Origin of the sequence: Limnohabitans sp. Rim8, from assembly GCF_945901735.1 — a bacterium.
In the GTDB taxonomy this organism is placed as follows: domain Bacteria; phylum Pseudomonadota; class Gammaproteobacteria; order Burkholderiales; family Burkholderiaceae_C; genus Limnohabitans_A.
The window spans coordinates 1-23,510 of the sequence record NZ_CAMDLM010000034.1 but is presented as its reverse complement, the minus strand read 5'-3'; the positions used below and the strand labels follow the sequence as shown (position 1 = coordinate 23,510).

Here is a 23,510-nt window from a genome sequence, read left to right as displayed (position 1 = left end):
GGATAGCCGGAAAGACAATCCCGGGATGGAGTTGGCCGATGAATTTGCAATTGCTTGATTTTGACTGCAGCGAGGATGCCGAGGGCGTGGTCTGCTGGGATGCACTGGCGCAACCTGCGCCCCAACACAACACGGCTTTGTTGCAAGAGGTGGCGCAGGTGCTGCGCTGGGCACACGGCTTTGACCACGCAGGCCCCGGCCCCCTGGAAAACGGTGCCCATTGGGACTTTGACCTGCAGGTCACGCTGCTGAGCGTTGGCGGCAAGCCCCAAGTGGCCACACCCCGCTTTGTGCCCAGCACCGGGCAATTGAGCCTCTGGCCCGAGCCGGTCGACACGCAAAGCCTGTCGCTGAGCCTGACTTTGAGTGGCACGCCTGGTTTTGTGCAGGCCTTTCGCACCCAGTTCGAGCAGGCATGAACGCCCCGCAGCCTGCCGACGCATCGCAAGCTTTGGACAAACCACAGGCTTTGGACGCGCCACAGCGGCCCAGCTTCAAAGAGGCGATCCAATTCTGGTTTTGGCTGGGCTGCATGAGTTTTGGCGGCCCGGCCGGGCAAATCGCGCTGATGCACGAAGAGCTGGTGGTGCGTCGCCGCTGGATTTCAGAAAAGCGCTACCTGCACGCCCTGAATTACTGCATGCTGCTGCCTGGCCCTGAAGCACAGCAACTGGCCACCTACACCGGCTGGCTGATGCATGGCACACGCGGGGGCATTGCAGCAGGCGCCCTGTTTGTGTTGCCGTCTTTGGTGCTGCTGATCGTGCTGAGCTGGGCCTACACCGCCTGGGGGCAACACCCTTGGGGGCAAGCGCTGCTGTGGGGCCTCAAGCCCGCGGTCACTGCACTGGTGTTGCAAGCCGCGCACCGCTTGGCCTTGCGCACCTTGAAGGCCCGCTGGCTGTGGGCGCTGGCGGTGCTGTCCTTGCTGGGCATGCTCTGGGGCCTGCCCTTTGTGTGGATCATTGCAAGCGCAGCGGCCACTGGCTATTACATGTCGCGTCAGCCCTCAGGTCTTCAGGTCCAAGTCCAGGCTGGCCAAGAGCCCACCAGCGGCGCCATGGCTGCGCAGCACCCCCCCATACACAAAGCAAATGAAACCAGACCACCCGTCGTCACCGGTCCAGCCCCGGCTTGGCTAGCCGACGACACGCCCGCACCTGCGCACACGCACTACAGCCACCCGCGGCTGGTGCGCGCGCTGGCCTGGGGGGTGGGGTTGTGGGCCATCAGCCTGGGCCTGATCGCGCTGCTGTTCGGGCTGGGCCACACCCTCACGCTGATGGGCGGGTTTTTCACACAAGCGGCTTTGCTGACCTTTGGTGGCGCCTACGCGGTGCTGCCGTTAGTGACGCAAGCGGCCGTGGGCCAGTATGGCTGGCTCACGGCGGCGCAAATGATGGACGGGCTGGCCTTGGGCGAAACCACGCCGGGGCCGCTGATCATGGTGGTGGCGTTTGTGGGCTTTTTGGGCGGGCACAGCCAGGCCTTGTTCGGCCACCCTGTGTTGGGCGGCATCGTGGCGGCTTGCGTGGTGACCTGGTTCACCTTTTTGCCTTCCTTCGTCTTCATTTTGGCGGGCGGTCCGCTGGTGGAGTCCACACGCCACATGCCCTCATTGGCCGGGCCCCTGCAGGGCATCATGGCCGCCGTGATCGGCGTGATCGTGCACCTGGCGGGCGTGTTTGCACGCCAAACCTGGCTGCCCGGAGGCTGGCACATGCTGCCCGATCTGGGGGCTTTCGCGCTGACGCTGCTGGCCACCTGGCTGCTGATTCGCAGGCAGCTGAGCGTGTTCAAGCTGCTGGGCCTGTGCACGGCGCTGGGGCTGGTGTGGCAGTTGCTCTTCTGAGCCCCCCACCCCGGCCACGCCAACCCGAGCGCCGCGTCTGTGCGTTAATGCACAGCCCGAACGCCCAACCCACGCCATGACCGAAGAATTCCAGATCCACATCCCCGCCACCTTCATGGCGCTGTACGTGCCGCCCGGCAAGATCAAGCCCACGTTGGGCCAGCGCGATCTGGCCTCGCGCTACGAGCTGTGCGAAGACCTGGCCAATTTGCTGACAGAAAAAGCCGCCAACATGCAATTCACTCTGGGCATCACCGAAGAGCTGGTGCTGGCGCAATGCGAAACCGGTCTGCTGGCCGAGCCCGCCGTGGTCTCGCCTGGCGAGGCACGCTGGGTGGTCTGCCGCCTGGCCGAGTTGCTGCAGTGGCCCATGGACCAACTCTTGCAAGCGCCCGCCCCGGGCCAGCCAGATTGACCACCCCATGAGCACACCCGATTTGCAGAGGCTGCTCTCGGCCCCCATCTTGCCCACCTTGCTGCGCTTGGCCGCACCCAATGTGCTGGCCATGGTGATGACGGTGCTGGTGGGCGTGGCCGAAACCTATTACGTGGGCCGCCTGGGCACCACGCCTTTGGCGGCCATGGCCTTGGTGTTCCCGTTTGCCATGCTCACCCAAATGATGTCTGCTGGGGCCATGGGTGGGGGCGTGTCGGCGGCCATCAGCCGAGCCTTGGGGGCTGCCGACCTGCAGCGTGCAGACAAGCTGGTACAACACGCCTTGCTGATTGGCCTGGGCACAGGTCTGATCTACAGCGCCCTCTTCTTGCTGTGGGGCCCTGAGCTTTACGCGCTGCTGGGCGGGCGTGGTGCGGTGCAGCAGCAGGCGGTGCAATACGGTCAAGTGCTGTTTGCCGGGGCCGTTCTGGTGTGGCTGCTCAACACGCTGGCCTCCATCGTGCGGGGCACGGGCAAAATGCGCGCCCCGTCTTTGGCGCTGGTGGCCACAGCGGTGTTGCAAATCGTGCTGAGCGGTGTGCTGTCGCTGGGGGCCGGGCCCGTTCCCGCCCTGGGCATGGTGGGGGTGGCCCTGGGGCACATCGTGGCCACCGCGGCAGGCGCGTTGTATTTCCTGTGGTACCTGATTCGCAGCCAAGGGCGCTTGACGCTGCACCTGCAAGGCTTTGTCCTGCAGCGCAGCTTGTTGGCGGACATCCTCCGGGTGGGCGCCGTGGCCTGCTTGTCGCCCGTGCAATCGGTGCTGGCCATTTTGATTTTTACCGGCCTGCTGGCGCAACTGGGCACCGAAGCACTGGCCGGGTACGGCATCGGCCAGCGGCTGGAGTTTTTGCTGATTCCGATCGCCTTTGGCGTGGGCATGGCCGCCGTGCCCATGGTGGGCATGGCCATGGGCGCAGGCCAGGTGGCGCGGGCGCGGCGGGTGGCCTGGATCGCCGCCGGCGTGTCGGCGTTCAACCTGGGCTTGATCGGCGCGGTGGTCACGCTGGCACCCGATCTGTGGGCGCGACTTTTCTCACAAGACGAGGCGGTGCTGGCTTACGCACGGCAATACCTGGTGACGGCCGGGCCTGCATTCCCTTTCTTTGGCCTGGGCCTCACGCTGTACTTTGCATCGCAAGGCGCGGGCCAGGTCATTGGGCCGGTGTTGGCGGGCACGCTGAGGCTGGTGTTGGTGGCGGGCGCGGGCTGGTGGTTGGCGCAACACCAGGGCACAGCCACCCACTTTTATGTGCTGGTGGCGTGGGCCATGCTGCTGTATGGCTTGGCCACCGCTGCGGCTGTGGCCTTGACCCCTTGGGTCGCCTCGGTGAAGCGGGCTTAGAAACTCAGGCGTCCAAATACGGACTGAAGCCGCGGCGTCGGGCAACTTGTCCCAGGCGGTCATACAAGTCGACGGTGGCGGTCGACTCGCCTTGCAGGGCTTGCAAGGCACCCTTGACGGCTTGCAGTTGGCGTTGAAGCAACTGGATGTTGCGCAAATGGTCTTGTTTGCACTGCTGCAGGTCTGCCTGCAGGTTCTGCCACACAACGGGCACGGGGTCTTGGCCTGCCACCCATTGGGCCACTTGGGACAGCCGTTCCAAAATGGTGATTCTCTCTTCTTGCAAAGCCTCAAAACCCGCCATGTCGCGGGCTTTCAACACCTCGAACTCCAGCGCCAGCAACTCGGCCAGGCGTGCGGTGTCCAACGGCGCGTGGGCCAGCAAGGCATTCATCGTGCCGTTGGGCGGATTGAGCGCAGGCATGGCTGGGTTGGGGTGCATGCCGGGCTTAATCCTTGATCATTTTCTCAATGGCCAAGAAGTTTTCGGCGATGCGGCGCGAATCAATGGGGTATTGGCCTTGCTGGATGGCCACTTTGATGGCCTCCACCTTGGCCCGGTCGAATTCTGGCTCTTGCATGGCTTTTTGCGCAACAGCGCTCAATTTGACTTCGTCGGTCTGCGGGGCGGGTGCCTTTGTCAGGCCTTCGGTAGCCGTGTTGGCGGCGCGCTCTTGGGCCTTCGCAGACACTTGGCGACTGGACGAGTCCGCTTGGGCAGCTCGGCGAAAGCCAGAGATGGGATCAGTCATGATGGTTCTCTTTTCTGGTCTCTTTTTGGTGAGCAGAGACCTCGCTCGTAATCAGATTCGACAGCAGATTCTAGAACTTGAGCCCAAAAACCATTTATTTTCATAAATTTCATCATCTGGCATTTTAAAGGCCTTGGACCTGATTGGGGCCTTTGACCAAACCTGTCAGCATCCGCCCGGAATCGCGGTTTTTGAGCTTGATTTGCTCGCCATAGCGACCATCTTGCTGTGCTTCTACCCGGGCCGAGATCTGAAAACCTTGGGCTTGCCCGATCGACATCAGCACCATCTGACCCCTTTTGACGAGCACGGTGGGCCGGATGTCCTGGCTGCGCAGCGGGGTGTCGGGACGGACATCGCGGACCACCTCGGCGTGCAACACCTGAGAGACTTGCTCCAAGACATTCACGGGCATGCTGGATGTATCGACCTCAACCAGCCGAACATGAGCCGCGGTCAAACTCATGCCGCGCTGCAGCGGGACGGCGGCCACCAGCACCTGGCGTTTTTCCACCGGGGCGGGCTCGACCTTGGCGGGCGCGGTCGCAGCCGTTGCCGCCACACGCCCGGTCACAGACACACGCACATACAACTGCCAAGCCGGTTCGGCGCAGCGCACGCGGATGGTGTCGGGGCTGGCAAAGGGCAGGTCCATGGCCAGGGGGCTGGTGCAGGCCTTGACCTGCAGGCGCGGGTCCAGCGGGGCGAGCAAGACCGACTCGGCCTCTACCGATTGGGTTTGCACCACCCAGCTGACCACCGCTTTTTGCAGGGCCGCCGCAGGCGTGGCCGGGGCCGCCGCCAAGGCAGGCCAGCTGCTCAAACAAAAGACCGCCCCGAGCCAGAGGCCGCGGATGGTGACTTGATCCAGAAGTCGGCACAGCATTTGCTTAGAGGGTTTCATAGGTGTGGAAGTTTTGACAGCGTTCATGATTTCCAAAGATTAAGCAAAAACGAGACCAGCCTGAAACCATCACCCCACACGACATGAGCAACCTGTTGTCCCCCTTGCCCAGCCTGCCCGCGCTCGGCCCCCCTGCCCCATCGGGCGGTGGTGCGCTGCTGCCTGCATCAAGCCGCGCGGGGGCCTTCGGGCAGGTGTTGGCCGATGTAGCACCCCGCGGTGGCATGGTCCAAGCGCGAAACGGCGACACCTTGATTGGTCTGGTCAAGGCCCATTACCGGCAAAACCAACAGCCCATCACCGAGCAGCAGGCCATGCGCCTGGCGCATCAAGTGGCTGCACGCAACCAGATTGACAACCCGAACCGGATCTTGAAGGGTCAACAAATCGATTTCTCCGGCCTGCAGATGCCTGCCCTGGCCCGCAGCGGCACGTTTGGGCCTCTGGATTTGGACCCACGCAGCGCCAGGTATGTGGCGCAACTGGCCAGCCCTTCAGCGCTGACGGCCCAGGCTCTGGCCAGCCGCCCAGCCGCATGGACCAGCAGCCAGGGGGCCACAGGCCCACACCCGGTGCTGGACAAAACACTGGAGCGGGCCGTGGCCAAGGGCTTTGTGCCCGCCGCGCAAGCGCCGGCGGTGAAAGACAAAATCCTGGCACTGGCCGATCGCTACAACTTCCAGCCCGATGACTTTGCCCGCCTGAGCCTCATGGAGAGCGGCGGCATGAACCCCCAGGCCAGCAACGGCAACTGTCACGGCATCATCCAGTTTTGCGATGGCCCCAACCGGGGCGCCGCCTCGGTGGGCCTGAAGGACAACCCCCGGTCGATTTTGGGCATGGGTTTGCTGCAACAGCTGGACCTGGTGGACCGTTATTTCTCGCAAGCCGGACTGCGCGTCAAAGGCCCCCCGCTCAAACTGGACGATTTGTACCTGACGGTGCTGACCCCGGCTGCCCGGCAAGAAACCCGGCCCGACGCGCCGCTGCCCATTGCCGGGCCGCAAGCGCGTTACCTGCATGTCGGGCAAGACACGCGAGCGCCCATCACGCGCAACTCCATCCTGGCCGGGCTGCACACCTTGACCAACGCCCTGCTGCCCCAAGCCCATCGCGATGCGGCTGCGCCTGTGCTGGGCGCGTTGGGCAAAGGCGGTGTGACCCGCCTGTACGACGAAGTGGCCAACACGCTGCCCACAGCCTTGCGCTGAACAGCGGCAACTCCTGGCCGCAGGGCTTTGCCGCTGGCGGCAAATTGCCGCTCGCAGCGGCAAGGCCCCAGCGGTCTAACCCCAAAGAACACAAATTCACTTGGCACGGCTTTTGCTGCTATCGACCACAAGCCGCTCAACTTGAGCACCCTTCGTCAAAAAATTGACGACACCTGTCCATCGAACCCACGACCCCAGGAGTCCAGATGAATTTGTTAAACCAGACACTCGGCGTGCATGAACAAGCTTTGCAAGTCAAAAGCCGACGCTTGGAAGTGTTGGCGCAAAACATCGCCAACGCCGATACGCCCAACTTCAAAGCACGGGACATCGACTTCAAGGCCGTGATGAAAGAGACCCTTTTTCAGGACAACGCCATGCAGGCCACCAGCCAAGGCCACTTTGCGCAGGGCCAGGGGCTCGATGCCGATGGCATGCGTTACCGCACCCCGTTCAACACCGCCTTTGACGGCAACACGGTCGAGATGAGTGTCGAACAAGCCCAGTACGGTAAAGCCGCTGCCGACTACCAGGCCACGCTGAACTTTCTGGAAAGCCGCGTGAGCAGCGTGCGCAAAGCTTTGAGAGGAGATTGATCATGAGCATGGACAACATTTTTGGCATTGCCGGCTCGGCGCTGAACGCGCAGCTGACCCGCATGAACGCCACCGCTTCCAACCTGGCCAACGCCGGCACGGTGGCCACCAGCGAACAAGAAGCTTTTCGCGGCAAACGCCCGGTGTTCAAGGCTTTGATGGATTCGGAAATGACCAACGCCGGCTCCCCCTACGTGGGCGGGGTGAAGATTGACCGCATGGCCGATGACAGCACGCCCCCTCGCCGAGTGTCCGACCCACGCAACCCCTTGGCCGACAAGGACGGTTACGTCTACCAGACCAACGTGAGCGAAGTCACCGAGATGGTCGAGATGATGGCCGCTGCACGCTCTTACCAAAACAACGTCGAAGTGATCAACACGGCGCGTCAACTGATGATGCGCACGCTGGACATCTCCAAGGCCTGACCCGAAAGCACCCCATGGCCACCTCCAATGTGACATCGTCCAGCCTGCTCCAAAACGTCTCGCGTTACGAAGACGTGAAAGAGGCATCCAAGAAAACCAAAGAGGACATGGGCAAGCAGGAATTCCTGACCTTGTTCACCGCGCAGCTGCAAAACCAAAACCCACTGGAGCCCGTGAAAAACGAGGCTTTTGTGGCTCAGCTGGCGCAGTTCTCGCAGCTCGAAGCGCTGACCAACATGCAGGGATCACTGGACAAATTCGTCACCTCCATGTCGAGCGAGCGCATGCTCGGCAGCGCCTCGCTCATTGGCAAAAAAGTGGCCGTGACCGACACGCCCACCCAGCTGACTTCGGGCGGCGTCATCGACGGCAGCATCGACCTGCCCATGGGCGCCAGCGGCATTCAGGTCAGCGTGTTCGACAGCCAAGGCCGTCTGGTGCAAGAGCTGATCGCAGGCCCGCAATTGCCGGGCACCACCCCGATTTCGTGGAACGGCAAAGACGCCGCAGAAAACCCCGTGCCCAGCGGCCTGTACCGCCTGAGCGCCAAAGCCGTGGTCAATGGCCAAACCACCGATGTGCCGGTCAGCACCTTGTCCACCGTGCGTGCCATCTCCAGCAACCCGACTGACGGCAGCGTCAGCGTCGAAGTCGACGGCGGCAAAACCATGCTGCTGACCGACGTCAAACGCGTCGGCATCTAAACAGTCGCCCCCAACACCCACTTTCAAACAGGAGCCCTTCAGCATGTCCTTTTACACCTCGCTTACCGGACTGAACTCGGCCACGGCCCAATTGGCCGTCACCTCCAACAACATCGCCAACGTGGGCACCTCGGGCTTCAAGCGCTCACGCGCTGACTTTGGCGACATTTTCTCCACCTCGCCCCTGCAAAAGTCGTCCAGCAACATCGGCCAGGGCGTCTCGCTCAAGCAAGTGAGCCAGGAATTCAGCCAGGGCAACATCTCGACCTCGGGCAACTCGCTCGATCTGGCCATCACGGGCGACGGTTTCTTCCCGCTCAAAACAGCGGACGGCCTGCAAGACATTTACACCCGCAACGGCTCTTTCACGCTGAACGACCAAAACAACGTGGTGAACTCCACAGGCCAACGCCTGATGGCCGCCTCGGTCGACTCGTCCGGCAAGGCCGATTTGACCGACCTCAACGCCCTCTCCATCCCCCCAAAGACCTCAGGGGAAGCCGTTGAAACCACCAAAATTCAACTCGGCTTGAATTTGCCTGCCGACTCGGCCGTGATCACCTCCGACTTTGACCGCAGCAACCCCAGCACCTACAACAAAAGCACCGCTTTGACCGTGTACGACAGCGGCGGTAACGGCTACCTGGCCACGGTGTATTACGCGAAGACCCAAAACGCCACGCTGGACAGCCCCTTCTCCAAGTGGCAGACCTACTTTTTTGTAGGCGACACTCAGGTCAAACCCGCTTTGCAACAGGCGACGGATACGGTGGGTGGCGCATTGTTTGTGAACAAGTACGGCGATGTTTTGCCCAAATCCGATTCCCGCGTCATTCCCAGCTCTGGGACGACAGAAATGTATTCGCTCGACCAACTGACCGACACACGGCAGTCGTCACCTGCCACCGCCCTGGGCGGGATCCTTCCCAGCAATGTTTACAACAACGGGGCTTTGACCGGCGCCACGGGCACGCTCTCTTTCAACATTGCTGTGGATTCTGGCATAGCGCGCCCCATCACCTACACACTCAAGGCCGCAGACAGCGACCCCGAGGTTTTGGCGCGCAACATCGAAGTCGAAATCAACAACGTGTTGGGCGCGTTGGCAGACACACCTGACAACACCGCCACGGCCAACATCAACGAGTACGCCAAAAATGCCCGGTACGGTATCACCGTGTCTTTTGACCCTGACTCGGCCAGATTCTCCGTCGCCTCAGGCACCACGGGTGATACATCCAACATCGCCATCACGGGCGCAGACACCAAAGCCGCGGCCCTGATGGGGCTTGCCGACGCGCCGAATTTGATCGTCACCGCCTCTGGCACACAGGCGCTGCGCGGCAAACCCAGCGAGCCAGCCATGTTGACCAGTGAAGTCCTCACCATCAACACCGCCAAAAGCATCCAGGTGACGTCATCCAACAAGGACTTTTTTGTGTCGGTCGACGGCATAGCCGCCAAAGTTGAATTGCCGTTCCCAACGACCTTCAGCAACATCGACGGTTTCACCAAGGCTCTGCAGGACAAAATCAACTCGATGGTCGATCCGGAATCGGGTCGCAAAGTGTCTGGGGTGACGGTCGCTTTTGATCCCAAAACCAAACAACTGAACTTCACCACGGGCACGACCGGCAGCAACTCGACCATCCAAGTGTCTGGCGCGGCTGATTGGGGACTGGCCAACACCGAGATGCAGTTTGGCGCCACCACCGACTGGAAAAAACTCAGCCAGTTCACCGAAAACGGGGCTTTGCAGTTCGTCAAGAACGGGGAACAAACTGAAGATGGTGAAGGTGTTTCTGACAAAACAGAATGGTGGCCCATCTACCTTGACCGCGGCGAACTGAGCTTTGACCTGACCGGTAAGCCCGTCTCCCCCTTGACCGGCATGCCCTTTGAAACAGCCTTCTTGCAAGGCGGTAAAGGTGCGCTGACCATGTCGATTGACTTCACCAAGTCGACCCAATACTCCAGCGCCTTCGCGGTGTTGTCGCAGTCGCAAGACGGCGCCCCCGAAGGCGAACTCATGGGCCTGAACATCAACCCAGACGGTTTGGTCAATGCCACCTACTCCAACGGCTCGCAAGTGTCCTTGGGCAAGATCGTGCTGGCCAACTTCTCCAGCCCCTCTGGGCTGCGTCAGGTGGGTGATGCCAGCTACTTGTCGTCTGCCTCGTCGGGAATGGCCAAGATCGGTGAAGCGGGCTCGGCCGGCTTCGGTTCGATCCGTGCGGGTGCCACCGAACGTGCCAACGTGGACCTGACGCAAGAGTTGGTGGACCTGATCACCGCGCAACGGAACTTCCAGGCCAACGCCAAGGCGATTGAGACCAGTTCCACCATGACCAGCGCGATCATCAACATCCGTTCTTGATGCCCTGAATCACCCCCGACTGAACCCCAGAGAGCCCCAGCATGGACCGCCTTGTCTTCACCTCGAACGCCACCATCAAAGAGCAGACCACGGCACGCCAGGTGCTGGTCAACGACCTGTCCAACGTCTCCACCTTGGGCTTCAAAAGCAGCTACGACGTGGCCTTGCAATCGATCAAGGTCTCGGGCGCGGGTTTCGACACCCGCTACCAAGCCCAAACCATTGCGCGCGACGTGATCCGCATGGACCCCGGTTCGGTCATGGCCACAGGCCGCCCGATGGACGTGGCCATGGCGGGCACCACGGTGATGACGGTGCAGGCCCCCAACGGCGACCTGGCGTTCACGCGCCGGGGTGATCTGAAAGTGAACATCCAGGGCCAGCTGGAAAACGGCTCTGGCCACCTGGTGCTGGGCGATGGCGGCCCCATCACCATCCCACCGGGCCTGATGGTCACCATCAACCCAGACGGCAGCATCTACGCACGGGACCCCAACGTGGTCGGCCCCGCCCCCGACGTGTTGATCGACCGCTTGCGTTTGCGCGATGTCACAGGCATCAGTTTGGGCCGACGCGCTGACGGCTTGTTCAAGGTGTCGGAAAAACCTGATGGCACGGACCTTGCTTTAAATGATCAACTGCCCCAAGTGATTCCCCAGGCCCTGGAGGGCAGCAACGTCAGCGCCATTGAGGCCATGACCCGCTTGATCGATCACTCGCGCAGTTTTGAAACCCAGATTCGCATCATCAAGGAAATGAAGGGACTCGACGAGTCCGGCGCTTCCATGATGAAAGCCGCTTAACCCCTGACAGGAGCACCTCATGGATGCCTCAATGTGGATTGCCAAGACCGGCCTGGATGCGCAGCAAACGCGCATGTCGGTCATCTCCAACAACCTGGCCAACGTCAACACGACGGGCTTCAAGCGCGACCGCGCCAGCTTCGAGGACATGCTCTACCAAAACCTGCGCCAGCCTGGGGCCCAAGTGGGCGCCGACGCACAAGCCCCCACGGGCTTGATGCTGGGCACCGGCGTGCGCATCGTGGCCACTGAAAAAACCCATACCCAAGGCAGTTTGGTGACCACCAAGAACGCGCTGGACATGGCGGTGCAAGGGGATGGTTTTTTCCAGATCGCCCAGTCTGACGGCACGATTGCTTATTCCCGCGACGGCAGCTTCAAGCTCTCGGCCACAGGTCAGCTGGTCACCGCCAACGGCGCGCCTTTGCAGCCGGCCATCACCATCCCCCCCAACGTGGCCAGCATCTCGATCGGCCAGGATGGCACGGTATCAGTAGAGGCCGCTGCCGGTGGCGGCGCACAGGTGCTGGGTCAGATTCAAATTGCCCGCTTTTCAAACTCGGCAGGACTGCAAGCCATTGGGCAGAACTTGCTCAAGGAAACGACCGCCAGTGGTGCGCCCGTGGTCTCACAACCTGGCCAGGCTGGCGCAGGCCAGTTGATGCAAGGGGCGCTGGAGGCGTCTAACGTGAACGTGGTGGAAGAAATGGTCAACATGATCGAAACCCAACGCGCCTACGAAATCAACTCCAAAGCCATCTCTGCCGTAGACGGCATGCTGCGCTTCCTGAACAACAACATGTGAGCCCGCCATGACCGCCCGCATCGATTTCATCACACGCGTTTCAGCCCTTGGCTTGCTGGCCTTGGGCCTCGGCGGTTGCGCCACAGCCCCCGAGCCTTTGGTGCACTCTCCCCAATTTGCCCCCGTCATCCCGGTGGCGATAGACAAGCCCCGCATGGCCACAGGTGCCATCTACAACGGTCGGCAGAGCGACAACTTTTTCGGCCGCAACCGCAACTACCGCGTCGGCGACCTGATCACCGTGATGCTCGACGAGTCCACGCGGGCCATACGCAAACAAACCGGCACGGTCAAGCGCGAGGCCTCCAACGATGTCATCCCCAGTGGTTTGGTCAACAAAGCGCTGCGCATCCCATCCAAGATTTTTGGCAGCAAGGGCGACGGTGCCCTGGAAGGCCTGAACCTCAACAGCGCCAACATTGCCAGCACCGGCGAGGGCTCTGCAGACCAAAACGCCAGCCTGACCGGCGCGGTGTCGGTCACTGTGGTCGAGGTGTTGTCCAACGGCAACCTGATGGTGCGCGGCGAAAAACAACTGGCCCTGACCGAAGGTGCCGAGGTCATCCAAGTCAGCGGCATCATCCGCCCCGAGGACGTCTCGCCCAACAACATGGTGCAGTCCCGCCGCTTGGCCAATGCCCAGATTGCCTACCGTGGAACTGGCGACATGGCAGCGGTGGCGAAGACGGGCTGGGGCACCAAGGCCTTGCTCAAAGTTTGGCCTTTTTGAACCCCGAACACCCCCAAAGGCCTCCCATGAAAACCGTCCTCTTCTCCCTCATTTTGCTGCTGGCCACCTCGGGCAGCGCCTGGGCTGACCGCATCAAGGACTTGGCCAGCGTGGCCGCGAGCCGCACCAACCAACTCATAGGTTACGGCCTGGTGGTGGGTTTGCAAGGCACGGGAGACGGGGCCGATGTGTCCTTTACTGCGCAAAGCATGAAGTCCATGCTCAGCCGCATGGGCGTGAGCCTGGACGGCCCGTTGTCGGATTTCGAGCAAGGCACCAGCGCCGGCAAAATCGACATCAAGAACGTGGCTGCCGTGATGGTCACCGCCGAGCTGCCCCCGTTTGCCAAGCCAGGTCAAAAAATCGACATCAACGTCTCGGCCATTGGCAAGGCCACCAACCTGCGCGGTGGCAACTTGCTGCTGACCAGCCTGCGCGGCGTGGACGGCGAGGTGTATGGCATCGCCCAGGGGGCCCTGAACGCCACCGGGATTGACGCCAGCGCAGCCGGCTCCAAGGTCAGCATTGGTGTGCCCACCTCGTCCCGCGTGCCCAACGGTGCCACGGTCGAGCGCATGGTCGAAACCCCTTTTGAAAGCTCAGACCATGTGGTCATGAACGTGCGCGAGTCGGACTTCACCACCACCACCGCCATCGTGAACGCCGTCAACAAAAGTTTTGGTGAAGGCACCGCCCGCGCCATCGACGGCATGTCACTGGCCATCCGTGCCCCCGCCGACATGTCGCAACGCGTGGCCTTCATGAGCTTGGTGGAAAACCTCGACGTCGTACCCGGCGAGCCACCCGCCCGTGTGGTGATCAACTCGCGCACCGGCACCGTGGTCATCAGCCGCAATGTGCGCGTGACGGCCGCGGCCGTGGCGCACGGCACCATCTCAGTGGCCATTGCCGCGACCAACGAAGTCTCGCAACCCAACCCCCTGGCCGCGGGCCAGACGGCCCCGGTGCAAAACGCCGAAATCGCCGTGACCGAGCCCAAGAACCCGATGTTCCTGTTCCAACCCGGCGTGGACTTGCGCCAAGTGGTGGACGCGGTCAATCAGGTCGGGGCCACGCCCTCGGCCCTGATCGCCATTCTTGAAGCCCTCAAAAGCACCGGCAGCCTGCGCGCCGAGCTGATCATCATCTGAGCGGCTTGAAAGCGTCTGAGCACTGAACAATCCACCCACCATGAACGACATCAGCTCCTCCGGTTCTTATCTGGACTTCAACGCCCTGACGCAGTTGAAGGGCGATGCCGCACGCGACCCCAGCAAGGCGGTGCGCAAAACCGCCGAACAGTTCGAGGCCTATTTCATCCAACAGATGATGAAGACCATGCGTGACTCGATCGAAAAAAGCGATCTGGTCGAGGGCGGCAACATGGAGATGTACCAGGACCTGATGGACAAGGAGGTGTCCCTGAGCATGGCCAAACGCGGCGGCATGGGCCTGGCCGACATGATGGAACGCCAAATGAACCAGGCCCAGGCCGTGAGCACGCAAGACGCGCTGCGCCAGCGCCAGCCGATCAGCCTGAGCGCACCCGCCCTGCCCCTGAATCCGGCCCGCGAGCCCATGGCCATCAAGCCCGCCGCTGTCGAGGCCTACCGCCTGGAGCGCACCAGCGGCTTCAAGCTGGGAGATAAGCCATGAGTGACTTGCTCAGCATCGGCAGCTCGGGCGTCACCGCTTACCAGCGGGCCCTGGCGACGGTGTCGAACAACATTGCCAACGTCAACACCGACGGCTACACCCGACAGGATGTGTCGCTGACGGCCAACCAGCCGCGCCAAATGGGCGGCAGCTACTTGGGCACCGGGGCCCGTTTTGATGCGGTTCAGCGCCAGTACGACGCCTTTGTCGAATCCAACTTGCGCAACAGCAACAGCGACCTGCAAAGCCAAAAACCACTGCTGTCTTACGTCAACCGACTGATCGATGTGATGGGCGATGAAAGCATTGGCCTGACCACGGCCATGAACCGGTTTTTCGAGTCCTCCAGGGATTTGGCCAGCGACCCGGCTTCCGTCGTCTCGCGCAGCATCTTTGTGCGCGATGCAGACGGTTTGGCGGCGCGCTTTCGGCAATTGGCCGGTCAATTCGAACTGCTGGGCAATGAAACCCGACAAGCGATCGAAACCGATGTGGGCCAAATCAACGCCTTGTCAGGCCAATTGGCCCTGATGAACAAACAACTGACCAAGCACAGCACCACTGCCAGCCAACCTTCCGAGCTGCTCGATCAACGCGACCTGTTGCTGCGCGAGTTGTCCAGTTTGGTCGCCATCAAAACCAAGTTTGAGGTCAATGGCGCCGTCATGGTCAGTGTGGGTGACACCTTGGACCAAGGCATCTTGGTCAAGAGCAACATTTCTCGCGCCATCACCGTTAACAACTCCAAAATCAACCCAGGTATGCTCGAGTTCGTGCTCGACGCCTATGGTTCTCCCGAACCCATGCCCGGGTTTTCCAGCGGCAAAATTGGTGGGGTCATCAGCTTTCGCGACCAGGTGCTCAGCCCAGCGGCTGACGCGCTGGACAACTTGTCCAGCGCTCTGGTCGAGGAAGTCAACTTGGTCCACCGAGACGGGGTGGATGCAGAAGGCTTGCTCGGCGGTGACTTGTTTGGATTTGCCACCGAAAAAACGGGCCAAGCGGCTGGGATGCAGTTGCTGATCCAGGACGCCAACCGGGTGGCGGCGGCCGGACAATTTCGGGTCATCGACAACCCACTCAACAGCGGTACAGCGCAAGCGCGCATCCAATACATCACCCCTGAATTCAAGGGGCCGACTCAACTGCGTGGTGATCTGGCGTTGGCCCAAGTGCCACAAATCATCACCAGCACCATCAGCATCGACGCCAACCAAGGCTTTGCCAGCTTAGGTTTGGTGCCGATTGGCACGCAAGATCTATCGCTGGACTTGCTCAGCCCCAAAACAGGTCAAACCCTGCAAGTCTTGACCCGCGATGGCCGACACTTGCTGGGCAGCACGCTCACCGAAAACCAACAAGCCTTGTTGGTCAACGCTGGCAATGGCATGGAGGCAGGCGCCACCTACAGCGCCCAAGCCCTGAACAAAACGCCACCGGCCACTTATTTGGGCATGGACATCTTCTTAGGGGCCCAAGCCGTTGTCAGCCAGGTTCAGCAATTCAACAGCAAAACAGGCGAAGCCCAAGCCCCTTTGGCCGTTGCTGCACAGCTGGTGGGCAACACTTTTGTGGGCTCCAGTGGCGCCATCGCGGCCAATACCTACCAGCTCAACGGCCAAAATTTGCCTGCACTGTCAGGGCCCTTGACTCTGGGTTCGGTTATCAACTGGATCAACACCGCCACCGCCAGCCAACCTGCCAGTGTTCGGATCACGGCCTCAGATGTGGACGGCAAATTGGTCCTCAGCCGGCCCAGCAGCAACACCACCGACGACATCCGCCTGGGAACGGGCAGCGCCGGCACGCCTGCAGACCTGCAGCGCTTGGGTTTCGACTCCACTTTGCACATCACGGGCAGCGCCACCGATGACCTGCTGGTGTTTGTCACCGACACAGCCATTCCTGCCAACGCCACGTCCAGCACCGTCGAAGTCCGTGCTCAGTTTGCCAACATCGACGGCGACATGAAGCAATCACTTCGGACCTCAACGCTCCAAGTCTCCTTCATCACCAGCACCCAGTACACCATTGTCGATTCCAGGACCACGCCTGGAACCGTCCTGGCCGAGCGCTCGCTGATCCCTGATCCGCTGTCCGCCACGCCCAGTCTGACTTACCGCGGCCTCAAGCTGGAGTTTTCGACCTCGCCCAAAGCAGGCGATGAATTCACCATCGACGGCAACCGAGACGGCATTGGCAACAACGAAACCATGTTGCGTCTGGTGGCCCTGGAAGAGCAACGCATCATGCCCGGTGGCTTGACCGTGACCGAAGCCTATATCGAACGCGTCAACCAAGTGGGCAATGTGGCACGCCAAGCCGCCATTTCCGAGCAAGCGCTCGAAGTGGTTTACAAGCAGGCTCAAGAAGCCCGCGACACCATCAGTGGCGTCAGTTTGGACGAAGAGGCTTCTGCCTTGGTTCGTTTTCAACAGGCCTACCAAGCCAATGCCAAGGTCATGCAAACCGCCATGGCTTTGTTCGATGCCATCTTGCAAGTGCGCTGAGCGGAGCCCTCATGAAAATCTCCACCTCATTCCTGTTTGACCGCGCCACCGAGCGCATGAGCACCATCCAGAACAAGCTGGCCACCACGCAAGCGCAAATGGCCGTGGGCAAACAGATCCTGAGCCCCAGCGCCGCACCCGACCAGGCCGCCGCCATCCAGCGACTCAAAGGCGAAGTGCAGCGCCAGGAAAGCCACATGCGCACGCTGGACGTGGCCATGCGCCGCTACACCGCCGAAGAAACCGCGCTGTCGTCCTCCAATGACCTCTTGATCCGCATGAAAGAGCTGGGCATCCAGGCTGCCAACGACACCCTGGCACCCGATGACCGCAAAGCCATCGGCGTGGAAATGAAGGCCCTGCGCAACCAGCTGCTGAGCCTGGGCAACACACGCGACAACAGCGGCAACTATTTGTTTTCGGGCACACGGGTCAACACCCCCGCCTTTGCCGAGGACGCCAATGGCCAGGTCGTCTACGAGGGCGACCAAACGCAGACCCGTATTCCTGCCGGTGTGGAACGCACCGTGCAGTTCACCCGCGCGGGCACCGATGTGTTCCGCCGCGTGGTGCGCGACGACGGTCAGGCGGTGGGCTTTTTCAATGCCTTGGACCAGATGATCGAAGGCGTCAACAGCAGCCTCACGGCCAAGGTCCAGCAGGGCATTGCCGACATCACCCAAATGCACGACAGCATGACGCTGTCGCAAGCACAAAACGGCTCAGACCAGACCGTGGTTCAGTCCCAGCTCGATGTGCTGGAAGAAACCACCTTGCGCATCAAATCCACCTTGTCGGAGATTGAGGACCTGGACTATGCCGAGGCCGTGACCCGCATGAACAAGGAAATGATGGCCATGGAAGCGGCCATGGGCAGCTTTGGAAAAATCTCGAGTTTGTCACTTTTTGATTACATCCGGGGCTGATCTGGCGCTGCGGCTTAAGTTTTGAAACGCCGCGTCGAATCTCCTTTATTCACACCTCCGACAGCGAACTCCACCCATGGCCACCAGCAGCATTGTCAACACCCTCGGCGCCGGCTCCGGCATCGATGTCAAAGCGCTGGCCCAAAGCCTGGTGGATGCCGAGAAAACGCCCAAAAAAGAGCGCATAGACGGCAAGATTGCCAAGTCCGAAGCCAAGATCACGGGCTACAGCGCCGTGAAATACGCCTTGTCGACGCTGAAAACCGCTTTTGGCAAGCTCAACGACGCCAGCGATTTCAGCTCGATCAAGCCCAGCAACACCCAACCCAGCACCTTTGGCGTGACCGCCAGCACGACGGCAGAAGCGGGCAGCTACAGCATTGAAGTGTTGACAACGGCCCTGGCCCAACGCACGGCCAGCAGCAACTTTGCCGATCGCGCCACGGCCCTCAATGGGGGCGCCGCCTTCCAACTGAACCTGTCCATTGGCGGCGTGAGTACAGGCGCGATCGACGTCACCACCGCCACCCCGGCGGGCATGGTCAGCGCGATCAACGGCGCCAAGCTGGGCGTGACGGCCCAGCTCATCAACACCGGCAGTGCCTACAACGTGGTGGTCACCGGAGAAACGGGTGCAACGCAAAACTTCAGCCTGACCAGCGATGACGGCACAGGTCAGGCCATCGACGCTGTCGCTTTTGCCACCCCACTGCAAACCGCCACCGATGCCAGTTTCAAGATCAACGGCCTCGCAGTCACCCGCAGCACCAACACGGTCAACGACGTGATCGATGGCGTCACCCTTGACCTGTACACCGCCACCACAGGCGCGGCTCGCCTGGACCTGAACCGCGACACCGCCGGCATCAAGGACAACATCAAAGGCCTGGTGACGGCCTACAACGAATTTGAAGACACCCTGAAAATCTTGGGCGACAGGGCCAGCGAAGTGGAAGAATTTGGTGGCGTGCTGGCGGGTGAGAGCCTGCTGCAAAGCGTGCGCAGCCAGGTGCGCAACCTGGTCACTGGCACATCGACCACCCCCGGGACCACCATCCAAGCAGCGCGCGATGTGGGCTTGAGCATCGACCGATTCGGCAAACTCACCCTCGACGAAAGCAAGCTCGACACCGCGTTGCAAGACAACTTCACCGAGGTGTCCACCATGTTCAGCGCGGGCACCAACAACCAAAGCATTTACAGCACCCTTCCAGCAGGCTTGGCAGGCGACGCGATCAACAGCATCGAAAAAATGCTGCTGTCCACGGGCATGATCGACACCCAAAGCAAAAGCGCCACCACCCAGATTGCCAAATACAAAGAAGAGCTGACCCTGCTCGACGAGCGCATGGAAAAGCTCTTGAGCCGCTACATGAACCAGTTCAGCGCCATGGACAGCATCGTGGGCAAGAGCAATAGCATGCGCGAAGGCCTCAAAGGCACCTTTGAAGGCATGATGAAAGCCTACGACAACTGAAGCCGAAGGCGCTGTCGCCGGCGCCAATCAAACGGTTTGGCTCAAACGGTGTTTGATGTTTGACATTTGCCGGCCCTTGACCTTGTCAAGACCCAGCATCAAAGCAGCAGGGCTCGAAAAAAGCGCCGCATGCTCCAAAAACAGCAACCGGTTCTGGGGCAGCAGCAAACGCTCTGCGGCAGTCGGTTGTGTGGGCGCCCATTCAACTGACAAGGCTTGGGTCAGGCCCTCTTGGGTCTTGGGCAGCGTGCTGGCCAAAATGTCGGCCTCTTGCACCAACACCGCCAAACAATCGCGCTGTCCGAGGTCAAAAGTGCGCGTGCGAATGTCCTCATGAAAGGCCTTGACCCGCGCCGGATCGGTGGCCAAGATGCAGTGCGACAAGATGTCCCTGTCCTGCGGGCGCAGGCCTGCTGATTGCATCAAGGGTTGCAAATCGGCCACGGCACGGGCTTCAAATTCAGAGGGCGTCGCGTTGGAGCCACCCGGGTGCAAAAAATCATGGCCCGCCATGATGGCCAACACCAGCGCCCCGGTGGGTGCGTCGTGGGCACTGGCAATGCCCAGCGCGCGGCACGCCCGAATCAAGTACGTCATGCAGACCAAAGTGTCTGCAGTGTGCAAGCGGTTGTGGTATGCGGGCTCAACCCCTTGGGCGTGGCGTTCAGCCCCGTCCTGCTCCACCCTTTGAACCACCTCCTGGCCAAACAGGTAGAGGGCATGGGTGCGAGAGCCCGAACGGGGCTTGGCCAAGCCCAATTCTTGCCAACACCGCTCAAACACCAAAGGCAGACCGGGCCAGCGCGTGGGCCAAGGACGCCGCAGGTTCTGCAAGCTGGTGTTGAGCTCAAGCAAAGTTGGCATGGCTGGCAAAGAAGTTGGAGCAAGCACATCAAGCTTTCGTTCGGATGCCGTTGTGCATGTTTTGCTGCAACATCATCGCTTCAAACACGGCCGTCAAAATGGGCGATGCGGTCTTGAGCATCCCCCGCAAACCCTCGGCTGTGATTTCCAACAAAACCGTCGGCTCACCGGCTTTGGCCGTCGCGCCACGAATGCCCCCTTGAAGCATGGCCTGCTCACCAAAAGAATCGCCTTCACGCAAAGTGGCAAAAACAGCGCCTGTGTTTTTGTCCGCCATCTGAATCGCACCCGATTGAATGAAGTAAAGCTTGTCTGCCGGCTCGCCTGCATTGAACAGCACATCGCCTTCCTCGAGCTTGATTTCGTCAAAAGAAGTCATGACAGCACCGCCGGAGGTGTTGTCAATTGCAAGGTGCGCATGACGGTGGATTTCAAAATACCTTTTAGACCTGGCGGCATGTTTTTCACCAATTTCGAGATGGCGTAAATCGGAAAAACACGCACTTGCACATCGTCGACGGCGATCGCATCCATGCTGTAGGCCAAACCGCCGACACCTTCAGCCAAACCGATCACGCTGCCCGGGCCCAAACGGTAGATTTGATCACCCTGAACCCCTAAAACTTGGCCCTTGATCACAAAATAAGCCGAACTCACAGTCTCCCCTTGACGGGCAAACCGGGTCTTGGCACGAATCAAAGACGTACTCAGCTCGGAGGAGCCCCACAAAGAGAAGTAAAGGCGCTCGTTGGCGTTGAGTTTGCCGGAATGGTAGAGCTGCAAACTTTGCTCAGAATAGGGATCGCGCACACCCAAAGCATGCAAGTGATCGATGTTCACTGCAAAAGAAGCCGCCGCATAGCGGTTGGTGGTCATAGGCACCCCATTGGAGAAGGCGCATACATCATGCGATCGGGACTGAAGCGCCTGGTCATATGTGAAGAACTGAATTTTTTATGAATTTTTAAAGCCAAGGGGCTTTGCACTGATAATGCTAATATTATCCACATTTTGGTCGCACCAATTGGTATGATCAACCTGCATGCCGCAGCTGATCTGGTCGCCCCAGGCCCTGCTCGATGTGCAGCGCCTCTCACGATTTCTGGCCCCCAAGAATCAGCACGCAGCCAAACGGGCAGTGACGGCCATTCGTCAAAGCGTCAAAGTGCTGTCACTGCAGCCTGGCCAGGACTATCTGGCAGATTGCAAGGAGCAAGGCGTACAACCCGAGAAGCCCGCATCAGGCAAGCTTTTGTTACGCGTCCCCCCCGAGATCCACGATCGAGCCATCGTTGCTGCACAGGCTGCGGGTAAATGTCTGAACCGATGGGCGACCGAGGTGTTGCAGCATGCGGTTCAGCCTGGGTGATACAGGGCCTCATCAGGGTCTGCGTTTCCAGCAACTGTCGTTATGCTGCCAGCTCCTGAGTCAACTCAGGGTGCGCGGCAAGCAATATGCCTGGCCAAGTCCATGCCGTCATGAAGCAATCGCAGGACATCGATGCCACGATCCTCAGTCTGCCTGAACACCACAAAGTGACGCCCATTTTTGCCTAGGCGGGCCACATGCAAGGTTCGGATACCGGGTTCGATCTCGCCGCGCGCTTGGGCGCCCTGAAGCAACGGGCCGTCATGCAAATCCTCGATGGCCAAAGTCAGTGTCTCGGCGCAAATGTCCACCTGACTCTCTCCGAAATTCTCAACGGTCCAAGCCAAGATCTCCACAAAATCCAACTCAGCCTGAGCGGCAAGCCGCACGGTCCAAGCCATGCTCAAGCCGCTGCAGTGACTCTTTGGGCAAGAGATTTGAGGTGGTTTCGCAGCGATGCCTGGGTTTCAAAGGATTTGAATCGGCCAGCAGCCATGTCTGCAGCACCCAATTGAACAGCCGCACGAAGTGCTTCCAGTCGATAGGCATCCTCCGCCTCTCGTTGCTGCACCAGGCGAAGCCCCTCGCGCAGTACCTCACTCGCGTTTTGGTATCGCCCGCTGCTCACCAACTGCTCCAGCATGGCGGCTTGGTGGTCTGTCAGAACAAGGTTGCGTGTGGGCATGGCTATCTCCTGAACAAAGTCATTGGCATATTATGCCAATGGAACTCGCCCAGCTCAAACAAACTGGCGCAAAAACAAGCACAACCTTACCGAACAAACCCCTTTGCCCGTCGCCACTTTAAAACCCAAACTGGCCACCGGAAAATTTTTGCCGTTTTTTCAAAAACGCCCTCAAGTTCCCAACGCAGCGGTCGAATCACCATGACGACTCCCCCCAATTGGTCACCCGCTCCCGCGCTTGACCACCTGCCAGCACTGTTAATGGGGCTAAGACAGAGGACAACGCCATGAGCAACGACATCCAACCCAGCGCGCCACACGCACCCGCCGCGCCAGCGGAAATCCCCGCTGCGCGTGCGGCCGAAGTACAAGCCCGACCACAGCCTCCCGTGGAGAAGAAACCGGTGGTCGAGAACAAGCCCGACCCGCAGGAAGTTCGCCGCACCCTGCAAGAAGCCAGCGAGCAGCTGAACAAGCAAATGGCCAAAAATGGCCGTGACCTGAACTTCAGCCTGGACGATGTGGCCAATCAATTGGTGGTGACTGTGAAAAACCAAGCGGGCGAAGTGATTCGTCAGATCCCTTCAGAAGTGGCCCTGCGCGTTGCCCACAACTTGGAAAACATGAAGGGTTTGATGCAAGACGAAAAATCTTGATATCAAAAAATCAAACAAGTCCTCAAGCTTTTCCAACAGCATCCGATTCATCAAGTAACAGAGATTCAAACCCGATTTTCTGTAATTAACAGGCAGGTCCTACTCCATTTGGTCCCTGCCAACCATTTGAAATCAATCTCTCAGGAGTAAGACCATGTCCGTCATCAACACCAACGTCAAGTCGATGGTTGCCCAAAATGCCATGACGGTGAACAACCGCGCATTGAGCAAAACCATGGAACAACTGTCCACCGGCAAGCGCATCAACGCGGCTGCCGACGACGCCGCCGGCCTGGCCATCGCCAACCGCATGACCGCCCAAATCAAAGCCTTGGACCAGTCGGTTCGCAATGCCAACGACGGCATCTCGATGATGCAAACCGCTGAAGGCGCCACCAAAGAAATCACCACCATGCTCCAGCGC

Annotated in this window: 27 protein-coding genes and 1 pseudogene; 20 read left to right on the top strand and 8 right to left on the bottom strand. The window is 60.4% G+C overall.

Translation table 11 applies throughout. The features are described from left to right. Positions 1 to 38: 38 nt before the first annotated feature. From Q0O99_RS14725 to Q0O99_RS14710, 4 genes are all read left to right on the top strand, one after another. Positions 39 to 419, top strand: a complete 381-nt coding sequence (locus Q0O99_RS14725; protein ID WP_293752730.1) for a hypothetical protein — start codon at positions 39 to 41, stop codon at positions 417 to 419. Further along, positions 416 to 1,852, top strand: a complete 1,437-nt coding sequence (locus Q0O99_RS14720) for a chromate transporter (protein WP_293752729.1) — start codon at positions 416 to 418, stop codon at positions 1,850 to 1,852. Before Q0O99_RS14725 ends, Q0O99_RS14720 begins: the two co-directional genes overlap by 4 nt. Positions 1,853 to 1,928: 76 nt before the next feature. Then, the gene (locus Q0O99_RS14715) at positions 1,929 to 2,267 is read left to right on the top strand and encodes an ATPase with chaperone activity (protein WP_293752728.1); all 339 of its coding nucleotides are present in this window, start codon (positions 1,929 to 1,931) and stop codon (positions 2,265 to 2,267) included. Between the two features lie 7 nt (positions 2,268 to 2,274). Then, positions 2,275 to 3,633, top strand: a complete 1,359-nt coding sequence (locus tag Q0O99_RS14710; RefSeq protein WP_293752727.1) for an MATE family efflux transporter — start codon at positions 2,275 to 2,277, stop codon at positions 3,631 to 3,633. 4 nt (positions 3,634 to 3,637) lie between these two features. Here Q0O99_RS14710 and Q0O99_RS14705 read toward each other — a convergent pair whose 3' ends face one another. The 3 genes from Q0O99_RS14705 to flgA all read right to left on the bottom strand — a co-directional run bounded on the left by Q0O99_RS14705 (position 3,638) and on the right by flgA (position 5,316). Further along, complete coding sequence (locus Q0O99_RS14705) at positions 3,638 to 4,075, bottom strand: flagellar protein FlgN (protein WP_293752726.1); 438 nt, start codon at positions 4,073 to 4,075, stop codon at positions 3,638 to 3,640. A gap of 7 nt (positions 4,076 to 4,082) precedes the next feature. Beyond that, positions 4,083 to 4,385, bottom strand: a complete 303-nt coding sequence (gene flgM / locus Q0O99_RS14700; protein ID WP_293752725.1) for a flagellar biosynthesis anti-sigma factor FlgM — start codon at positions 4,383 to 4,385, stop codon at positions 4,083 to 4,085. A 124-nt stretch (positions 4,386 to 4,509) separates the two neighbouring features. Further along, complete coding sequence (flgA, locus tag Q0O99_RS14695; protein ID WP_293752724.1) at positions 4,510 to 5,316, bottom strand: flagellar basal body P-ring formation chaperone FlgA; 807 nt, start codon at positions 5,314 to 5,316, stop codon at positions 4,510 to 4,512. A 56-nt stretch (positions 5,317 to 5,372) separates the two neighbouring features. Between flgA and Q0O99_RS14690 the strand changes: the two genes are divergently transcribed. From Q0O99_RS14690 to fliD, 13 genes are all read left to right on the top strand, one after another. Continuing rightward, the gene (locus Q0O99_RS14690; protein WP_293752723.1) at positions 5,373 to 6,500 is read left to right on the top strand and encodes a hypothetical protein; all 1,128 of its coding nucleotides are present in this window, start codon (positions 5,373 to 5,375) and stop codon (positions 6,498 to 6,500) included. A gap of 206 nt (positions 6,501 to 6,706) precedes the next feature. After that, positions 6,707 to 7,096, top strand: a complete 390-nt coding sequence (gene flgB / locus Q0O99_RS14685) for a flagellar basal body rod protein FlgB (RefSeq protein WP_293752722.1) — start codon at positions 6,707 to 6,709, stop codon at positions 7,094 to 7,096. A gap of 2 nt (positions 7,097 to 7,098) precedes the next feature. Continuing rightward, the gene (flgC, locus tag Q0O99_RS14680) at positions 7,099 to 7,524 is read left to right on the top strand and encodes a flagellar basal body rod protein FlgC (RefSeq protein WP_293752721.1); all 426 of its coding nucleotides are present in this window, start codon (positions 7,099 to 7,101) and stop codon (positions 7,522 to 7,524) included. A 14-nt stretch (positions 7,525 to 7,538) separates the two neighbouring features. Next, complete coding sequence (locus Q0O99_RS14675; RefSeq protein ID WP_293752720.1) at positions 7,539 to 8,228, top strand: flagellar hook capping FlgD N-terminal domain-containing protein; 690 nt, start codon at positions 7,539 to 7,541, stop codon at positions 8,226 to 8,228. A gap of 43 nt (positions 8,229 to 8,271) precedes the next feature. Continuing rightward, on the top strand, positions 8,272 to 10,605 hold the full coding sequence (locus Q0O99_RS14670) for a flagellar hook-basal body complex protein (protein ID WP_293752719.1): 2,334 nt from the start codon (positions 8,272 to 8,274) through the stop codon (positions 10,603 to 10,605). A gap of 41 nt (positions 10,606 to 10,646) precedes the next feature. Further along, positions 10,647 to 11,408, top strand: coding sequence for a flagellar basal body rod C-terminal domain-containing protein (locus Q0O99_RS14665; protein WP_293752718.1), 762 nt, complete (start codon positions 10,647 to 10,649; stop codon positions 11,406 to 11,408). A 19-nt stretch (positions 11,409 to 11,427) separates the two neighbouring features. Next, on the top strand, positions 11,428 to 12,213 hold the full coding sequence (flgG, locus tag Q0O99_RS14660) for a flagellar basal-body rod protein FlgG (protein WP_293752717.1): 786 nt from the start codon (positions 11,428 to 11,430) through the stop codon (positions 12,211 to 12,213). Positions 12,214 to 12,220: 7 nt separating this feature from the next. Then, positions 12,221 to 12,943, top strand: coding sequence for a flagellar basal body L-ring protein FlgH (locus Q0O99_RS14655; protein WP_293752716.1), 723 nt, complete (start codon positions 12,221 to 12,223; stop codon positions 12,941 to 12,943). Between the two features lie 26 nt (positions 12,944 to 12,969). Further along, on the top strand, positions 12,970 to 14,094 hold the full coding sequence (locus Q0O99_RS14650) for a flagellar basal body P-ring protein FlgI (RefSeq protein WP_293752715.1): 1,125 nt from the start codon (positions 12,970 to 12,972) through the stop codon (positions 14,092 to 14,094). A gap of 40 nt (positions 14,095 to 14,134) precedes the next feature. Then, entirely contained in the window at positions 14,135 to 14,599 is a 465-nt protein-coding gene (locus tag Q0O99_RS14645) for a rod-binding protein (RefSeq protein WP_293752714.1), read from the top strand. Further along, positions 14,596 to 17,109 carry a flagellar hook-associated protein FlgK gene (flgK, locus tag Q0O99_RS14640; protein ID WP_293752713.1) on the top strand — a complete coding sequence of 838 codons (2,514 nt, stop codon included), beginning with the start codon at positions 14,596 to 14,598 and terminating at the stop codon, positions 17,107 to 17,109. The genes Q0O99_RS14645 and flgK overlap by 4 nt, the downstream gene beginning before the upstream one ends. An 11-nt stretch (positions 17,110 to 17,120) precedes the next feature. Further along, positions 17,121 to 18,035 (top strand): flagellar hook-associated protein FlgL, encoded by a 915-nt coding sequence (gene flgL / locus Q0O99_RS14635; RefSeq protein ID WP_293752712.1) that lies wholly within the window; start codon positions 17,121 to 17,123, stop codon positions 18,033 to 18,035. 76 nt (positions 18,036 to 18,111) lie between these two features. After that, complete coding sequence (gene fliD, locus Q0O99_RS14630; protein ID WP_293752711.1) at positions 18,112 to 19,512, top strand: flagellar filament capping protein FliD; 1,401 nt, start codon at positions 18,112 to 18,114, stop codon at positions 19,510 to 19,512. A gap of 27 nt (positions 19,513 to 19,539) precedes the next feature. On the opposite strand, the gene Q0O99_RS14625 is transcribed toward fliD, so the two are convergent. The 3 genes from Q0O99_RS14625 to Q0O99_RS14615 are packed head-to-tail and all read right to left on the bottom strand — an operon-like array spanning position 19,540 to position 21,252. Next, entirely contained in the window at positions 19,540 to 20,376 is an 837-nt protein-coding gene (locus Q0O99_RS14625; protein WP_293752710.1) for a hypothetical protein, read from the bottom strand. A 28-nt stretch (positions 20,377 to 20,404) separates the two neighbouring features. Further along, positions 20,405 to 20,755: a cyclic nucleotide-binding domain-containing protein gene (locus Q0O99_RS14620; RefSeq protein WP_293752709.1), complete on the bottom strand. Its 351-nt coding sequence runs from the start codon at positions 20,753 to 20,755 to the stop codon at positions 20,405 to 20,407. Further along, positions 20,752 to 21,252 carry a cyclic nucleotide-binding domain-containing protein gene (locus Q0O99_RS14615; RefSeq protein ID WP_293752708.1) on the bottom strand — a complete coding sequence of 167 codons (501 nt, stop codon included), beginning with the start codon at positions 21,250 to 21,252 and terminating at the stop codon, positions 20,752 to 20,754. The genes Q0O99_RS14620 and Q0O99_RS14615 overlap by 4 nt, the downstream gene beginning before the upstream one ends. Before the next feature lie 166 nt (positions 21,253 to 21,418). On the opposite strand from Q0O99_RS14615, the gene Q0O99_RS14610 reads away from it, so the two are divergent. After that, a complete protein-coding gene (locus tag Q0O99_RS14610; RefSeq protein ID WP_293752707.1) occupies positions 21,419 to 21,745 on the top strand; it encodes a toxin-antitoxin system HicB family antitoxin in 327 nt (108 codons plus the stop codon). Positions 21,746 to 21,810: 65 nt separating this feature from the next. Here the strand turns inward: Q0O99_RS14610 and Q0O99_RS14605 are convergent, their stop codons facing one another. Together Q0O99_RS14605 and Q0O99_RS14600 are read right to left on the bottom strand one after the other, a co-directional pair. Next, a complete protein-coding gene (locus Q0O99_RS14605; RefSeq protein ID WP_293752706.1) occupies positions 21,811 to 22,146 on the bottom strand; it encodes a type II toxin-antitoxin system RelE/ParE family toxin in 336 nt (111 codons plus the stop codon). A 2-nt stretch (positions 22,147 to 22,148) separates the two neighbouring features. Next, on the bottom strand, positions 22,149 to 22,430 hold the full coding sequence (locus Q0O99_RS14600; protein WP_293752705.1) for a type II toxin-antitoxin system ParD family antitoxin: 282 nt from the start codon (positions 22,428 to 22,430) through the stop codon (positions 22,149 to 22,151). Between the two features lie 287 nt (positions 22,431 to 22,717). Between Q0O99_RS14600 and Q0O99_RS14595 the strand changes: the two genes are divergently transcribed. Beyond that, entirely contained in the window at positions 22,718 to 23,086 is a 369-nt protein-coding gene (locus Q0O99_RS14595) for a flagellar protein FlaG (protein ID WP_293752704.1), read from the top strand. A 154-nt stretch (positions 23,087 to 23,240) separates the two neighbouring features. Beyond that, positions 23,241 to 23,510 (top strand): annotated as a pseudogene (locus Q0O99_RS14590) (flagellin FliC); the annotation flags it as partial.